Raw genomic sequence first — 15,431 nt, forward strand, 5'->3', positions numbered from 1 at the left:
GCTATGCCACTTTATCAGAGCGGGATGTAAAGCATGGCAAAAGATACGCTGTCCCGAATTGAAGATCTTGTTATTGAGCGCTGTTTTCCGGCACCACCCGAAACAATATTCGGTTTGGTAACGCAAACGCGGCACCTGCTGACATGGTGGGGGCCTGAAGATGTTCATATTGGTGAACATAATCTTGATCTGTCGCAACCTGGCGCATGGTTTTCGGTAATGGTTAATGGCGACAGCTCAACGCATAAGGTATCTGGCGAGGTGCTGGCCATTGACCCGCCGCATTCGGTGACCTTTAGCTGGGGATGGCATGACGAAGAAGATATACGCGGGCATGAAAGCATCGTGCGTTTTGATATTTCAGCGGTAGGCGCAGCCGCTACCAGCGATACGCGTTTTACATTGACGCACATGAACCTGCCAACCAATGAGTCTAGGCGGCTTCATAAAGGCGGCTGGTCTTCGTCACTGGTCAAACTGGAACATCTGTCTGATCGCGCATAGCGACCTATCAGGCAACTAACAAATCAAGGAGACGACAATGCCAAAATTTTTGTTTGCCTATCATGGGGGCAAGATGCCCGAAACCGAGGTCGAAATCGCAGCAGAAATGCAACGCTGGCGTGACTGGATGGATGGTTTGGGTGACGCGCTGGTTGATCCCGGTAATCCGGTTGGTATGTCCAGCACCGTCAGCATCGACGGCGTTGTCGATAATGGTGGTGCTAATCCGGTATCTGGATATTCGCTGGTCGCGGCTGATGATATGAATGCGGCACTGGCGATGGCCGCAGGCTGCCCAATGGTGACGCAAGGGCATGGGTCAATTGAAGTTGCTGAAACGCATAATATGGATTTCTAAACGCCTTTATGTCAACAAACCTAGCCGGTCTCCCAGATGTCCGATCACCTCTCGGTCGGCATTGGCAAAGGCAAAGCGCAGATACTGTTCCTGCCCATCACCAAAAAAGGCACCCGGAATCGTCAGCACGCCAGCATCGCGCGCCATGCGCTGTGCCACATCGCGTGACCCGATACCGTCAAACGGATGACGGACATAGCCAAAATAGGCGCCGGTGCTGATAAGTTCCCAGCCGTTTAGCTGATTAATAACGTCGCTGAAAACTGAGGCGCGTGCGGCAATGCGGGCGCGGTTTTCGTCGCGCCACGATGCCAGATGTGCCAGCATTGGTGTGATGGCCTGTTGCGGTGCGCGCGGGGCGCAAATCTGGATGTTGTCGATAATTTTGGCCAGCTGGAAAATCATTCCTGTTCCTGATGTTACTGCCCCCAGCCGATGTCCGGGCATACAGTAGGATTTGGAAAAACTGTAAAGCTGTATCAGATGATCCTGCCAGCCATCGGCGGCAAACAGGTCATGCGGCGCGCCGGCTTCAAGCGGCAGAAAGTCACGATAGGTTTCATCCAGAATAAGCCAGATCCCCTTTGCCTTGCATAGTGCCAGAATCTCGGTCAGTAAATCAGCCGGATAGATTGTCCCAGCTGGATTGTTGGGGCTGACTAACGCGATCGCACGCACCTCCGGGGTGATCGCGGCGCTGATATCCGCACAGCTTGGCAACAAGCCATTATCATCATGGCAATCGACATAGCCCACCGAAATACCCAGCATCCCAAGTGATGATTCATGCTTGAAATAGCAGGGGCGCGTCATCAATATGCTTTCGCCACGTCCGGCAACGGCCAAGGCGGCGGCGACAAAGGCCTGATTACATCCGGATGTAATATGTGTGTGTTCTGGCTCGATATTGGCACTGTAAAGCATGCGCAAATGTTCGGCATAGGCAGCGCGTAAATTATCATCGCCTTCAACACGGCCATAGCGGGCATTATCGGCTGATGCAGCGGCGTTAGCTAGCGCGTTCAGCATGTCGGGATGCGCGGGATAGCCAGGCACCGCTTGACTCATATCGATCATCTCGCCATGGCGGCCATCATATGAAGCCTTCCAGTCAAGAACGGTAGATACAGGCGGGGCATTGAGCGCTTTAATTGCGGGATTGAACATGGGTGCACCCATGGGGCGATAGTAAAACAGAACGATCTAACGTAACAGAGTTGAAGCGGCTTCAAAAGCACGGCAGACTAGACTACAGCGATAAAGATGCAAATCGACTATAAAACCGCATCATGAACTTGCCGTGTGAGGGTCAAATGTTTATCCGTGAAAATCTAACTTATGTTGCCGCGCCATTGCCGCATCGGGAACCGCGAGATGATGGGCAAATGGCCGCCGCGGCTCAGGCGTTTCGCGACACCATGGCAACCCGCCATACCGTGCGAGATTTTTCATCGCGCCCAGTGCCAAAAGCGATCATCGAAGATTGCATCCGCACCGCCGGACGCGCCCCTAGCGGTGCCAATCATCAACCATGGCATTTTGCGGCCATTGCCAGCCCGTCTATAAAGGCCAAAATCCGTGCCGCCGCCGAAGCCGAAGAGGCAAAATTCTACGCTAGCACCAGCCATGATGAATGGATCAAAGCGCTGGAACCTATCGGCACCGGACCGGATAAGCCGCATCTGGAAATCGCCCCATGGCTGATAGTCATTTTTGGCGAACGCTATGGCCAGTTTGACGATGGCACACGCTATAAAAATTACTATGTCCCGGAAAGTGTTGGAATTGCGTCGGGGTTTCTGATTGCGGCACTGCATATGGCGGGGCTGTCCTGTCTGACGCATACGCCCAACCCGATGGGATTTCTTGGTGAGATATGCAACCGTCCAGCTTCGAACAAGGCGATGATGATTCTGGCTGTGGGACATGCGGCAGATGATGCCAGCATTCCCGCCGTTGCCAAAATTAAGAAACCGCTTGCTGACATTATGACCTGCTTTGAATAGCTTGATTATCGCAGGCTAATTCTGAAAGTATCTGACAAGATCATCATTAAGCATTTTCAGAGATGCCATACGATCAAATCCAGGTGGATCAATTGCCGCCGTAATATGCTCTATATCTGTCACGCGTTTCGCAAAAGGCGCAATAAAGGCAGAGTGATGCCCTTCGCGAATAGAAAAATCAAAAAGCTTGTCTTTTGGGATGATCTTGCTAAGTGGTTCTGCATGAAAATGTGGCACATTGATCTTGTCGTCGACATACCCTGCGATAAAAACGTGCTCAGCACTGAGCATATTGTCCTCAATCACTATGCCTTGGCCAATCGGTGCGATTAACGCTACCTTCCCATTTATCGAAGGTTTTGACCAAAATTTTGATGGAACTTCCCGTTCTAAAGATGGTGTTTTTACACCGCGTTTCCATTTGATCGACCATCGTGTGATGAAATCTGGTTCGTCGCAGAAATTTGGATCATCATGCTTCTGACAATGGACGTCGACTATTGATTTGTCGATACCGGCACCAGCAGAAGATAATATGGTAACGGTTCCAAGCGAATATCCCAGCGCATGAATGCGCGACAGGTCAATAGCATTCCGAAACATATCAATTTGCAAAACCATCTCAAGCGCGTGATTGAGTTCAACAGTACGCCAGTGCAAAGCCTTAAATGTTTTTGAGGTGCCAACTAGGTGGTCTGCTGCATGTTCGGGGGCTATCACAATGAAACCAGCATCAGCCAGTGCTTTTGCTGTCAAATGATGGTTGCGGAATCTGCCACTATTGCCATGTGACATCAAAATGACTTGGTAATGGCCATGTCTAAGCGGTGCATCAAACGCAAATTTTACATCAAAAGGACCTAGTCGTTCGTCAGTCTCCTCCATATCTGATGGATACCACACACCAATTTTAAGGTGATTATGTTCGAGGCTTTGAAAGCCTGCGGCTACGGCACCTGATATGCTAGCCCACAGCGACAAAGCAAAGAAAAATAATGTCAGTTTCATTGCATGTTTCCTTTATAAAAGGGCAGAGCTTGTACCCGTGGTTGCAAAATTTGGATTTAGCATTGCCACAAATCCTTACTGGTTGTTCTGATTGTTAGTTTGGGGTCGTTAATGTGACTTAACAATATGTGCACTGTCCTAGATGACGTTCTAGGACAATACATTGAAAGGAAATACCGATGACTGACGTGATGGTAATATCTGCACCTATCCCATTTATGTCTGTATTGCTTTGTCTGGGAATAGCTGTGCGTATCTGCGGATTGGATCAGGAGATTTTCAATGATAAGACAAGCAAGTCGTTATTCACTGTTTTATTTCTTATATTTGCTAGCCTATCATTTCTAGCAGGTATCAGATTTGGATATGGTATTGATGACTTCAGGTGGCTGCAGCGCATTCTGCCTTTTACCATAGGCCCGATTATATATTTCGGGTTCTATAGTTTTGCAAAGCCAGGTGCCATTCCAAAAACGATGATCTTCAGACATTTTGGTAGCGCCGCAATATTTATGATCATTTTCGCTTTTGACAGCCACATTATGCCCTTTGTTGATGTAGCAATTGCAGTGTCCTATGCAATTTATTCGGGATTTTTGGTAAGATTGTTTGGCTATGGTGGCGATGAATTTGTCGACATGCCCTTGTCTCGATTTTATGCAATACGCAAATGGGGCATTGGTACCGCCATTCTGCTAATATTTATGCTGATTACAGATAGCGCGGTGTCCTTTTACATTGCTAACGAAGAAGGACAAATAGCAAGAAAATGGTTATCTGCGATTGTTCTTTTTACCAACTTACTTTTATACGGTCTTATTATCTTGCCGCCCTATAAGTTTAGAGAAAATTGGCTTGCAGTTAACAAGAAAAACCTTTTGCCGGTGTCAGATATTGATCGTGATCTGGTTAAAAGAGCAGACGAGTTTCTAACGGCTTCAAAAATTTATCGTGACCCTGAATTAACTTTGGGAAGGTTGGCACGACGTCTTCATGTGTCAGCGCATCAGTTGTCAAATGCGGTTAATCGGGTTGAAGGACAAAATATTTCTCAGTATGTGAACGGATTTCGTATTCGTCATGCGGTAGACGAATTAAAACAAGATGAAAGTACCATTCTGTCGGTGATGGAACGTTCGGGTTTTTTGACCAAATCAAACTTCTACCGTGAATTCAAACGTATTCATGGATTGAGTCCAGCCGAGTTCCGAGTGAAAGCCCGATCCGACGATCTTACCGAATAGCTGGTTCGGATCAGCATTGTCGGTCTGGGGAAACGGCGATAGGGTATATGCAAACGATCTTTCATAATCTGGTGTCCGGAGATAAATCATGAAAACAGTGGCGGTAAAACATATCAAACGTGCAGATGCCGATCTGGCCACACGGCTAGGTGCCGCAGGCGCTTCAACCGTGCATGAAGCCCAGGGGCGAACCGGATTGCTAAAACCCTATATGCGTCCGATTTATCCGGGCGCGCGTATTGGCGGCACGGCGGTGACGGTTCTTGCACAACCGGGTGATAACTGGATGCTGCATGTGGCGATCGAATTATGCCAGCCAGGTGATATTCTGGTGGTGGCCTGTACGACGGCTTGCACCGATGGCTATTTTGGCGATTTGCTGGCAACTTCGGCACAGATGCGTGGCGTCAAAGGGCTGGTGATTGATGCGGGCGTCCGTGATGTGGCTGATCTTCAGGCGATGAATTTTCCGGTATGGTCGCGTGCCATTTCATCACAAGGCACGGTAAAGAATACGCTTGGCGCGGTTAACGTGCCGGTGGTGTGCGCTGGCCAGCTAATTTTCCCGGGTGATGTGATAGCCGCCGATGATGACGGGGTGGTTGTGGTGGCGCGCGCCGAGGCTGAAGACGTGATGGCCAAGACCCAGGCACGCCTTGACGCCGAGGAAGACAAACGTGTCCGCTTACAGGCGGGTGAGCTTGGCCTTGATCTCTATAATATGCGGCCACGTCTTGCCGAAGCGGGTCTTGAATATGTTGATGATCTGGAAACGCTGGGTAGCTTTAACGGCATTGATTGCCGGAACCGAAGTTAGCGTTAAGCGTTGTTCGGCCAGACCACCGGAAACCAGTCATGGCGCAACTGTGCGCCATCCTGCATGTCATGCCCCGGAAAGGGGGGTGATGTAGGGCCGGGTCTTGTCACATAGCGCGCATCATCGCCAACATAGCGCAAGGATAGAGCCCGCCGCCGTGTTGTTGCCATATTGCCGCGTGCACCATGAACAGCACGAAAATCGAAAGCCACCGCATCACCAGGTTGCATCGTCCATTCAAGCGTCGGGAATTTGTCCGGTTCGGCATCGGGGTCAGGTACAGGCAGAAAATCATCATCCCCAGCATAAAAACTATCTTCATAAAAATTATTTTCGGCCAGCCAGCGTACGGGCAATACCATCTTATCCCATTTATGCGATCCGGCGATCACCCGCAGGCTGGCATCATCGACCGGATCAACCGGAATCCAGAAGCTTACTGTCTGGGTGCCTTCAACAAAGTAATAAGGCGCGTCCTGATGCCATGGTGTTGGTTTGCTGGTGCCGGGCTCTTTGACCAGAACATGGTCATGAAAGAACTGGGCATGGTGCGATTGCATCAATGCCGCCGCCACGGCTGGTGCAGGTGATGAAGCCATGATTTCGGCAAAGGCGGGTATCCGTTGCCAGTTGCAATAATCGTCGAAAAAGCGCCCAGCTTCGCCAGCTTGCAGATTTTCCGCCGCATAGGGGCCTGGATTTTCCATATTGGTCGCAATGCCATCTTTAATCACATCAACCCAGTCAGCAAATAGGCCGGGCAGACAGACCGCACCATCGCGGGCAAAAGCATCAATCTGGTCTTGGCTGATATTATGCATCTTTAACGTCCGTTGTTTGGTTGGTTATGTTAATACGACAAGCTACACGTGATTCTATCAATATTCTAAATTAGTAATTCAATTAAATTCAACTATTTAGCCTAAAATTAGCACCCGATTTACAAATTGCTCTATTTGTTCCAGCCTTTATGTATAGACCATTATTTTGGAGGGGGAAATGGCACAAGTTTCACTTAACCTCAATGGCACGCCGATGGAATGTGAGGTTGACGAAAACAGCCTTTTATCAACCTTTTTACGCGAAGATTGCGGCCTGACAGGCACACATATCGGTTGCGATACCAGCCAGTGCGGCACCTGTGTTGTGCATATTAACGGTCAATCGGTAAAATCATGCTCGATGCTGACATTACAGGCAGATGGTGCCGATATCACAACGATTGAAGGCATTGCCGATGGCGATGATCTGCATCCGATGCAGGCGGCTTTCCGCGAACATCATGGTCTGCAATGTGGGTTTTGCACGGCGGGGATGGTGATGAGTGCGATCGATCTTCTGCGCCATCATCCCGCGCCAAGCAAGGCCGACATCCGCGCCTATATGGATGGCAATATCTGCCGCTGTACAGGTTATCACAACATTGTCAAAGCGATTGACGCCGCCGCCAAAGAGATGGCCGCGCGCTAGAGGAGATAGACATGCCAGATGGAACAGAAGCAACAGGTATCGGCGTCTCGGTCAAGCGTAAGGAGGATTATCGTTTCCTCACCGGACAGGGTAATTATACTGACGATATCAACCGACCAAATCAGACCTATGCCTATATCCTGCGCGCACGCGAGGCACATGCCAAAATCACTGTTAAAACCGACAAGGCCAAAAAGGCGGCTGGCGTTGTGGCAATCTTTACGGGTGAAGATATGCAAGTGGGTTCGATTCCCTGCGGCTGGCAGGTTGACTCAAAAGATGGCACGCCGATGCGCGAGCCAGAACATCCACCGCTTGCCAAAGGTGTTGTTCGCTATGTTGGCGATCAGATTGCGGTGGTCATTGCCGACAATCTGAACGCGGCAAGGGATGCTGCCGAACTGATTGAGGTTGACTATAGCCCGCTTCCCACAGCGGTTGATCTGATGGCCGCGGCTCATGCTGATGACAAGGGCGGTGCTTTGGTACATCCCGATTTTGGCACCAATATCTGTTATGATTGGGAGATTGGCGATGAGGCAGAAATCGATGCCGCGCTGGCTAAATCCTATTATGTTACCGAGCTTGAAATCCGCAATAACCGCCTGATCCCCAATGCGATGGAACCACGTGTGGCCATCGGTGATTATGACAAGGCGACTGATCATTATACGCTTTACACCACCAGCCAGAATCCGCATGTGATCCGATTATTGATGGGGGCGTTCGTTTTATCGATACCCGAACATAAATTACGCGTCATTGCGCCGGATGTTGGTGGCGGTTTCGGATCGAAAATTTTTCATTACGCTGAAGAGGCGATCGTCACATGGGCGTCGCATAAAATCCAGCGCCCCGTCAAATGGACATCTGACCGTAGCGAAGCCTTTATGTCTGATGCGCATGGCCGCGATCATCTGTCGCTGGCCAAACTTGGCATGGATAAAACAGGAAAATTTACTGCATTAAAGGTCAATACGATTGCCAATATGGGGGCATATTTATCAACATTTGCATCATGTGTACCGACTTATCTTTACGCCACCTTGCTGGCTGGTGTTTATACAACCCCCTTGATTTATTGTAATGTAAAGGCGGTCTTTACCAATACGGTTCCGGTTGATGCCTATCGTGGTGCTGGTCGCCCCGAAGCAACCTATCTACTCGAGCGTATTGTCGATAAGGCGGCGCGTGAAATGGGTATTGATCAAGCCGAAATCCGGCGCCGTAATTTTATTCCTGCCGATGCTTTTCCCTATCAGACACCTGTCGCTTTGCAATATGATTCGGGAGATTATGAAGCCACCTTGCAACATGCCATGGAACTGGCTGACGTGGCGGGATTTCCGGCACGCCGCAAGGCGGCAAGCGAACAGGGTAAATTACGCGGGCTTGGATATTCGACCTATCTGGAAGCCTGCGGCATTGCGCCATCGGCGGTGGTTGGTTCGCTGGGCGCACGGGCAGGCCTGTTCGAATGTGCCGAGGTGCGCGTCCATCCTACCGGTTCGGTGACGGTCTTTACCGGATCGCACAGTCATGGTCAGGGGCATGAAACTACCTTTGCGCAATTGGTATCGGAATCGCTGGGTTTGCCATTGGATGCAATTGAAATAAGCCATGGGGACACCGCGAATATTCCCTTTGGCATGGGCACCTATGGATCACGGTCACTGGCGGTTGGCGGCGAAGCGATCATGAGCGCCATCGACAAGATCAGGGTCAAAGCCACGCGGATTGCCGCCCATATTCTCGAAGAAGATGTTGATGATGTTGATTTTGACAAGGGGGTATTCACAGGGCGCAAAACCAATGCTAGCCTGACCTTTGGCGATATTGCCCTGGCTGCCTATGTGCCCCATAATTTCCCACATGACGAGCTTGAGCCGGGGTTGGATGAAAAGGCCTTTTATGATCCCAAAAATTTCACCTATCCGGGTGGTTGTCATATTTGCGAAATTGAAATTGATCCGGCCACCGGCGAAACCACTGTTGTGAATATGACGGCGGTTGATGATGTTGGCCGTGTGATCAACCCGATGATTGTCGAAGGTCAGGTACATGGCGGTCTGGCACAAGGCATTGGTCAGGCGCTTTATGAAGCCTGCGTTTATGACGATGATGGCCAGCTTTTAAGCGGTTCCTATATGGATTACACGATGCCGCGCGCCGATCATCTACCTGATTTTCAGGTCGCCACCGAAACCACCTTATGTACGCATAATTCGCTTGGCGTAAAGGGATGCGGCGAAGTAGGGGCGATCGGGTCACCGCCCGCGGTGATTAATGCGGTTGTTGATGCGCTTTATGATCTTGGCGTCAAGGATATCAGCATGCCAGCCACCCCTGAGACGGTCTGGCGGGCGACTCAGTCAACAAATCTCAAAGCCGCAGAATAGGCGAGGAGGCAACGATGTATGCAACATCCTATATAAATCCCGCAAAGACAGCAGAGGCTGTCAAGGCAATGAAACAGGCGTCCGACGGAAAATTTCTGGCTGGCGGCATGACCCTTATCCCGACATTGAAAGCACGGCTGGCGGCACCTGATATGTTGATTGATCTGGCTCAATGTGGCCTGTCAGACATCAATATTAAGGCAGATATTATCGAGATTGGCGCAATGACAAACCATGCAGAGGTTGCGTCATCCGAGTCTGTTGCAGATATGATTCCGGCATTGGCCATACTGGCAGGTGGCATTGGTGACCGGCAGGTGCGCTTTCGTGGGACAATTGGGGGCTCATTGGCAAATAATGACCCGGCGGCATGCTATCCTGCAGCGGCCTTGGCACTCGGCGCGACGATTCATACGCATCAGCGCGATATCGAAGCCCATAAATTTTTTGTCGGCTTGTTTGAAACCGCTTTGAAAGAAGATGAAATCATCACCAGCATTAGTTTCCCCCGCCCTCAAGCGGCTGCTTATGTAAAATACAATAATCCCGCATCGCGTTATGCGCTGGTTGGTGTTTTCGTCGCGCGCTTTGATGATAATGATATCCGTGTTGCCGTGACGGGTGCTGGTGCTGGTGGTGTCTTTAGATGGGAAGACGCCGAACGCGCCTTGGCGCAAGACTTTACCAGTGCGGCACTGGAACGGGTGGTGGCCAATCCTGATATATTGATGTCCGATATACACGCGGCGGCAGATTACCGGGCGCATCTGATAGGGGTGATGACACGCCGTGCGGTGACAAATTGTGTCTAAGTCTTGGATAGTTTAAAAATCAGGTTGGCAGATGCGCCGGAATCTGCCAGCGTCGGCTCTTAATCATGTGCATCACCGATGATGAGAGTAAACTATATGAATACCGAACTGCCCGGATTGCCTCCCGCCGGATCAAAACCAATAAAGCTGATCATATTTGACAAGGATGGCGTCATTCTTGATCTGGCCGCAACGTGGTTTCCCGTGGTCTATGCGGTTGCCGAATATACGATCTCTATTATTCCGGATCATACCACCGCGGTTCAGGCCACACCCGCTGTTGGGCTGGATGATTTGCTGGCGCATATTGGCGTTGATGCTGCGGGTAATATTGATCATCACGGTCTGTTTGCGGCTGGCACCTTTACCGATATTTGTCAGGCATGGCAGACCTTGCTACCTGATAATATGATCGATCTGCTGACCGACACATCATACAATGCCAGGGTTAACGAGCTGGTGATCGAGCTGGTGCGGGGGCGCAGTGTTGCCAAAGGTGATGTGAAAACACCGCTGACGATGCTGTCGAATGCGGGCTATATTCTGGCCTTACTGACCAATGATAATGCAGTCTCGGCATTGCAGAATCTCAAAGATCTTGAAATTGACCATTTATTTGCAACAATCATAGGGGCTGATAGTGGCTTTGGTGGCAAGCCAGCCCCGCATGGGTTGTTGCATATATGTGACTCGCATGGCGTAATGCCGGATCAGACAATCATGGTGGGAGATACGATCGCCGATTATGGTGTGGCGATAAATGCCCGGGTACAGAATTTTATCTGCGTTGCTGATGATATCAGCTATCGCCCAGATAGGGCTATTGATCCAGACTTGGTGATCCCGAGTCTTGGGGCTTTGCCCAGCTTGATTGAAAACTTGCCAAGATAAATGTGACAGCTAAAGGACGTAAAATGAAGTTTCGTGGTATATATACCCCAGCCATCACCCCGCTTCATGATGATGAAAGCATCGATTGGGATGGGTTTGACAAGGTGCTTGAATTTCTCATTGAGACAGGTGTTGATGGTATTATCATTGGCGGCACAACGGGTGAATATTATGCCCATTCGACCGAAGAGCGCGAAACAGCTTTAAAGCGTGCGACTGATGTGGTGGCGGGGCGGGTGCCACTTATTGGCGGTACTGGGGCCATTCGTACCGAAGATTCGATTGCCTTGGCGATGATAGCCAAAGCCAGCGGCTATGACGCCATACTGATCACGACACCGCCTTATGCCCAGCCAACGCCGCGTGAAAATGCCATTCATGCGTTACGCATTGATCGCGCGGTTGATATGCCCATTATGCTGTATAATTATCCTGGACGAATGGCCGCCGAGATGAGTGATGAATATCTAGACCGCGTAGGCCGAAGCCAGAATTTCCGTGTGATAAAGGAAAGCTCGGGCGATATTAACCGTGTGCATCAACTGGCACGCGATTATGCCCATATTCAGCTTAGCTGTGGCATGGATGATCAGGCGCTTGAGTTTTTTGCATGGGGTGCCGAAAGCTGGGTCTGTGCGGGATCAAATTTTGCTCCTGAAGCACATATTGCTCTATGGAAGACCTGCGTTGTTGATGGTGACTTTGCGCTTGGCCGAAAGATCATGTCGGCGATGTTACCGCTTATGGCCACTCTGGAACAAGGCGGTAAATTTCTGCAATGTATCAAATATGGTGCGACCTTGCGCGGCTTGCCGTCAGGGCCCCCACGAAGCCCGCTTCGAAGTCTGAACAAGGATGAAAAACGCAGCCTTGCCGAAGTGATTGCGGTAATGAACAAAACGATAAATGAACTAAACGCTGGAGAGGCCGGAAAATGAGTGATCTTTTGACGCATGATGAATATAAGGCACTTGCCGAGGGCCTGACGCCTGCATCTACCAGCTTTGTTGATGGCAGTTTTCGTGCGGCACAATCTGGTGCCACCTTTGACAGCATCAATCCGGCAACCGGCAAGCGACTGGCCAAGGTCGCTGCGTGCGATGCCGCAGATGTTGATTACGCTGTTGAAAAAGCCCGCATGGCTTTTGATGATGGGCGTTGGCGCTGTTTACATCCATCGGCGCGTAAAGATGTGCTGATAAAGCTGGCCAAGCTGATAAAGCGCAACCGGCATGAACTGGCGGTTATGGAGTCAGTTGATTCCGGCAAGCCAATCCGTGATTGTGCGACCATTGATCTGCCTGAAACGATCAATACCATCATCTGGCATGCCGAAGCGGTTGATAAATTATATGACCAGACCGCACCAGCTGGCGAAGATGCCATGGGTATGATTGTGCGTGAACCGATTGGTGTTGTTGGTGCTGTATTGCCATGGAATTTCCCCCTATTGATGATGGCGTGGAAAATTGCCCCCGCTTTGGCGGCAGGGTGTTCGGTCATTGTCAAACCCGCTGAACAGACATCATTGACTGCTTTGCGTATCGCTGAATTGGCAATGGAAGCTGGTGTGCCACGTGGTGTTCTGAATGTGATTACGGGGGATGGGCCAAAGACAGGCGCGCCTCTGGGGCTACATCCGGATGTGGATATGGTATCCTTTACCGGCTCAACCGAGACCGGACGTTTGTTTCTCAAATATGCCGCTGAGTCCAATCTGAAAAAAATCGTGCTGGAATGCGGTGGTAAAAATCCGGCGATTGTCATGGATGATGCCGAAGACCTTGATCTGGTCGCTGAGCATGTGGTCAATGGGGCATTCTGGAATATGGGTGAAAACTGTTCTGCCACATCGCGTCTGATTGTGCATGAGGCTATCAAGGATGATCTGATGCGGCATATTCTGGCACATGCCAAAGAATGGCATATGGGCGACCCGCTTGATCCGAAGAATCATCTTGGATGTATGATTGATTCCGAACATTTTGGTAAAGTCGCCAGCTATCTCGATACCAGTGAAAATGGTAACAATATTGTTACCCTATGTGGTGGCAAAGCGGCGGATGGCTATGTCGAGCCGACGATTTTTGATCAGGTAACGTCGGCAAGCCGGCTGGCTAAAGAGGAAATCTTTGGGCCTGTTCTTGGGGTTATGACCGTCACATCCATCGACGAGGCGATTGCCCTTGCCAATGACACTGACTATGGTCTTGCCGCTTCGGTCTATACGACCAATGTCAAACAGGCGATGCGCGCGGCGCGCGCCATTCGTGCCGGTACTGTTACCGTCAATTGCTATGGCGAAGGTGATGCCACAACCCCGTTTGGCGGCTATAAGCAATCTGGCTTTGGCGGACGTGATAACGGCATTCATGCACATGATCAATATTGCGAGGTCAAAACCATCTGGATTGACCTGACTGACCGGGCGGCTAGTGACGCGGTCAACTAGTTGCTTGGGTACAACCCGGGCTAGCGTGTCCGATAAGCAATATTTTTGGTCTGCACATAATTGAGCAAGGCTTCGCGGCCTTTCTCGCGTCCATAGCCCGATTTGCCATAGCCGCCAAAGGGTGTTTCGACACCCCCTGCAAACCATTCATTTACAAAAATCTGGCCTGCCTTGATTTTGCGGGCGGCACGGTGGGCGGCGTCAATATCACTGGTAAAAATGCCACCAACAAGTCCAAATTCGGTGCTATTGGCAATCGTGATAGCTTCGGCTTCATCATCGGCTTTCATGACCGATAGAACCGGACCAAAAACTTCGGTTCCTGCGATCTGCATGTCGGGCGATACATCAGTAATGATTGTCGGTGCTAGAAATGATCCAGGCTGGTTCAGGCGATGCCCCCCAGTGACAATCCGTGCGCCTTCGCTAGCCGCTTGTTTGCATAGGTTTTCGGCGCGGTCACGTTGATTGTCAGATACCATTGCACCCATATTAGCCCCAAAGGTAGTTCGTTCTATACCGGGGCCAACTGACAGGCTTTCGGCAAGGCTAACAGCACGTTCGACAATTTCATCATGCACATCAGGATGCGCGATCACGCGCGACATGGCCGAACAGACCTGTCCGGCATTAAAGAAAATACCCCAGCGCATCGATTCCATCACCTGATCCAGGTCGGCATCTGGCATCACGATCGCCGCTGATTTACCTCCAAGCTCCAGAATCGCTGGCACCACATTCTGTGCGGCAGCTACCGCTACTTTGATACCGGTTGCGACCGAACCGGTGAACACAACATTGCCGATGTCAGGATGGCCGGACAGGGCGGCGCCTGCTTCATGCCCATAGCCGCATAGAATGTTCAAAGCCCCGCGTGGCAGGCCAGCGGCTTCGCCTGCTCGTGCCAGCCAGCTGGTTGATAATGGATCAAGTTCGGGTGTTTTGACAACGCATGTATTGCCAGTGGCCAAAGCCACCGCAATACCGCGTGCGGTCATTTCAATCGGGTAATTCCACGGAATGATCTGGGCACTGACGCCAATCGGTTCATAGATTGTATAATCAAGATAATTTGCGCCAAGCGGGATTGACCGCCCTTCAACCGTTTCAGCCTGATTGCCGTAATATTCGAAATACCGGGCTGTCCCTTTAATTTCAATAACGGCTTCCCAGTAAGGTTTACCTGATTCAAGGCACAGCAATTCGGCTATCTCGGCGCAATTATCGAGCATGAATTGCCCCATCTTGCGTACCATACGGCTACGCTCAACAGGACGTAAATCGGATAGTGCACCACTTTCGTGGCAGGCCAGCGCCGCGGCAACGGCGCGGTCGATATCTGCCGCATCCGCAAGCGCTACATCCGCCAGATGCTCGCCAGTGCCGGGATTGCTTACAGGCAGGCGTCCCCCGCCACCATCAATCCATGATCCGTTAACATAGTTCTGGAAAAAATCCTGCATGACATGA

General features: G+C 50.6%; 15 protein-coding genes. 11 read left to right on the forward strand and 4 right to left on the reverse strand.

Annotated elements, in window-relative coordinates; all coding sequences use genetic code 11:
* Positions 1-33: 33 nt before the first annotated feature.
* Both SAR116_RS11045 and SAR116_RS11050 read left to right on the forward strand, forming a co-directional pair.
* Positions 34-504, forward strand: coding sequence for an SRPBCC family protein (locus tag SAR116_RS11045; protein ID WP_013047025.1), 471 nt, complete (start codon positions 34-36; stop codon positions 502-504).
* A gap of 37 nt (positions 505-541) precedes the next feature.
* Positions 542-862, forward strand: a complete 321-nt coding sequence (locus tag SAR116_RS11050) for a hypothetical protein (protein ID WP_013047026.1) — start codon at positions 542-544, stop codon at positions 860-862.
* A 6-nt stretch (positions 863-868) separates the two neighbouring features.
* Here SAR116_RS11050 and SAR116_RS11055 read toward each other — a convergent pair whose 3' ends face one another.
* On the reverse strand, positions 869-2,029 hold the full coding sequence (locus SAR116_RS11055; protein ID WP_013047027.1) for an aminotransferase: 1,161 nt from the start codon (positions 2,027-2,029) through the stop codon (positions 869-871).
* Between the two features lie 146 nt (positions 2,030-2,175).
* On the opposite strand from SAR116_RS11055, the gene SAR116_RS11060 reads away from it, so the two are divergent.
* Positions 2,176-2,868, forward strand: coding sequence for a nitroreductase family protein (locus tag SAR116_RS11060; protein ID WP_013047028.1), 693 nt, complete (start codon positions 2,176-2,178; stop codon positions 2,866-2,868).
* A 15-nt stretch (positions 2,869-2,883) separates the two neighbouring features.
* On the opposite strand, the gene SAR116_RS11065 is transcribed toward SAR116_RS11060, so the two are convergent.
* Positions 2,884-3,876 (reverse strand): alpha/beta hydrolase family protein, encoded by a 993-nt coding sequence (locus tag SAR116_RS11065; protein WP_013047029.1) that lies wholly within the window; start codon positions 3,874-3,876, stop codon positions 2,884-2,886.
* 179 nt (positions 3,877-4,055) lie between these two features.
* Between SAR116_RS11065 and SAR116_RS11070 the strand changes: the two genes are divergently transcribed.
* Both SAR116_RS11070 and SAR116_RS11075 read left to right on the forward strand, forming a co-directional pair.
* Positions 4,056-5,120, forward strand: coding sequence for a helix-turn-helix domain-containing protein (locus tag SAR116_RS11070; protein ID WP_013047030.1), 1,065 nt, complete (start codon positions 4,056-4,058; stop codon positions 5,118-5,120).
* An 88-nt stretch (positions 5,121-5,208) separates the two neighbouring features.
* Positions 5,209-5,937 (forward strand): 4-carboxy-4-hydroxy-2-oxoadipate aldolase/oxaloacetate decarboxylase, encoded by a 729-nt coding sequence (locus SAR116_RS11075; RefSeq protein WP_013047031.1) that lies wholly within the window; start codon positions 5,209-5,211, stop codon positions 5,935-5,937.
* A gap of 2 nt (positions 5,938-5,939) precedes the next feature.
* Here the strand turns inward: SAR116_RS11075 and SAR116_RS11080 are convergent, their stop codons facing one another.
* Positions 5,940-6,758 carry a phytanoyl-CoA dioxygenase family protein gene (locus SAR116_RS11080; protein WP_013047032.1) on the reverse strand — a complete coding sequence of 273 codons (819 nt, stop codon included), beginning with the start codon at positions 6,756-6,758 and terminating at the stop codon, positions 5,940-5,942.
* A gap of 178 nt (positions 6,759-6,936) precedes the next feature.
* Between SAR116_RS11080 and SAR116_RS11085 the strand changes: the two genes are divergently transcribed.
* The 6 genes from SAR116_RS11085 (at position 6,937) to SAR116_RS11110 (ending at position 13,961) form a co-directional block, all read left to right on the forward strand.
* Positions 6,937-7,407, forward strand: a complete 471-nt coding sequence (locus tag SAR116_RS11085) for a (2Fe-2S)-binding protein (RefSeq protein WP_013047033.1) — start codon at positions 6,937-6,939, stop codon at positions 7,405-7,407.
* Positions 7,408-7,418: 11 nt separating this feature from the next.
* Positions 7,419-9,806: a xanthine dehydrogenase family protein molybdopterin-binding subunit gene (locus SAR116_RS11090; protein ID WP_013047034.1), complete on the forward strand. Its 2,388-nt coding sequence runs from the start codon at positions 7,419-7,421 to the stop codon at positions 9,804-9,806.
* Positions 9,807-9,820: 14 nt separating this feature from the next.
* Positions 9,821-10,618, forward strand: coding sequence for an FAD binding domain-containing protein (locus tag SAR116_RS11095; protein ID WP_013047035.1), 798 nt, complete (start codon positions 9,821-9,823; stop codon positions 10,616-10,618).
* 78 nt (positions 10,619-10,696) lie between these two features.
* Complete coding sequence (locus tag SAR116_RS11100; RefSeq protein WP_013047036.1) at positions 10,697-11,509, forward strand: HAD family hydrolase; 813 nt, start codon at positions 10,697-10,699, stop codon at positions 11,507-11,509.
* A 23-nt stretch (positions 11,510-11,532) separates the two neighbouring features.
* Positions 11,533-12,447: a dihydrodipicolinate synthase family protein gene (locus SAR116_RS11105; protein WP_013047037.1), complete on the forward strand. Its 915-nt coding sequence runs from the start codon at positions 11,533-11,535 to the stop codon at positions 12,445-12,447.
* Complete coding sequence (locus SAR116_RS11110) at positions 12,444-13,961, forward strand: aldehyde dehydrogenase (protein WP_013047038.1); 1,518 nt, start codon at positions 12,444-12,446, stop codon at positions 13,959-13,961. Before SAR116_RS11105 ends, SAR116_RS11110 begins: the two co-directional genes overlap by 4 nt.
* 20 nt (positions 13,962-13,981) lie before the next feature.
* Here the strand turns inward: SAR116_RS11110 and SAR116_RS11115 are convergent, their stop codons facing one another.
* Positions 13,982-15,424 (reverse strand): aldehyde dehydrogenase family protein, encoded by a 1,443-nt coding sequence (locus tag SAR116_RS11115; RefSeq protein ID WP_013047039.1) that lies wholly within the window; start codon positions 15,422-15,424, stop codon positions 13,982-13,984.
* Positions 15,425-15,431 lie beyond the last annotated feature (7 nt).

This window comes from Candidatus Puniceispirillum marinum IMCC1322 (assembly GCF_000024465.1).
Lineage (GTDB): Bacteria > Pseudomonadota > Alphaproteobacteria > Puniceispirillales > Puniceispirillaceae > Puniceispirillum > Puniceispirillum marinum.

Coding starts and splice junctions, on each gene's coding strand:
- SAR116_RS11065 (WP_013047029.1), bottom strand. CDS start 3,876: ATGAAACTGACATTATTTTTCTTTGCTTTGTCGCTGTGGGCTAGCATA.
- SAR116_RS11105 (WP_013047037.1), top strand. CDS start 11,533: ATGAAGTTTCGTGGTATATATACCCCAGCCATCACCCCGCTTCATGAT.
- SAR116_RS11060 (WP_013047028.1), top strand. CDS start 2,176: ATGTTTATCCGTGAAAATCTAACTTATGTTGCCGCGCCATTGCCGCAT.
- SAR116_RS11050 (WP_013047026.1), top strand. CDS start 542: ATGCCAAAATTTTTGTTTGCCTATCATGGGGGCAAGATGCCCGAAACC.
- SAR116_RS11075 (WP_013047031.1), top strand. CDS start 5,209: ATGAAAACAGTGGCGGTAAAACATATCAAACGTGCAGATGCCGATCTG.
- SAR116_RS11110 (WP_013047038.1), top strand. CDS start 12,444: ATGAGTGATCTTTTGACGCATGATGAATATAAGGCACTTGCCGAGGGC.
- SAR116_RS11080 (WP_013047032.1), bottom strand. CDS start 6,758: ATGCATAATATCAGCCAAGACCAGATTGATGCTTTTGCCCGCGATGGT.
- SAR116_RS11055 (WP_013047027.1), bottom strand. CDS start 2,029: ATGTTCAATCCCGCAATTAAAGCGCTCAATGCCCCGCCTGTATCTACC.
- SAR116_RS11115 (WP_013047039.1), bottom strand. CDS start 15,424: ATGCAGGATTTTTTCCAGAACTATGTTAACGGATCATGGATTGATGGT.
- SAR116_RS11070 (WP_013047030.1), top strand. CDS start 4,056: ATGACTGACGTGATGGTAATATCTGCACCTATCCCATTTATGTCTGTA.
- SAR116_RS11085 (WP_013047033.1), top strand. CDS start 6,937: ATGGCACAAGTTTCACTTAACCTCAATGGCACGCCGATGGAATGTGAG.
- SAR116_RS11045 (WP_013047025.1), top strand. CDS start 34: ATGGCAAAAGATACGCTGTCCCGAATTGAAGATCTTGTTATTGAGCGC.
- SAR116_RS11090 (WP_013047034.1), top strand. CDS start 7,419: ATGCCAGATGGAACAGAAGCAACAGGTATCGGCGTCTCGGTCAAGCGT.
- SAR116_RS11095 (WP_013047035.1), top strand. CDS start 9,821: ATGTATGCAACATCCTATATAAATCCCGCAAAGACAGCAGAGGCTGTC.
- SAR116_RS11100 (WP_013047036.1), top strand. CDS start 10,697: ATGATGAGAGTAAACTATATGAATACCGAACTGCCCGGATTGCCTCCC.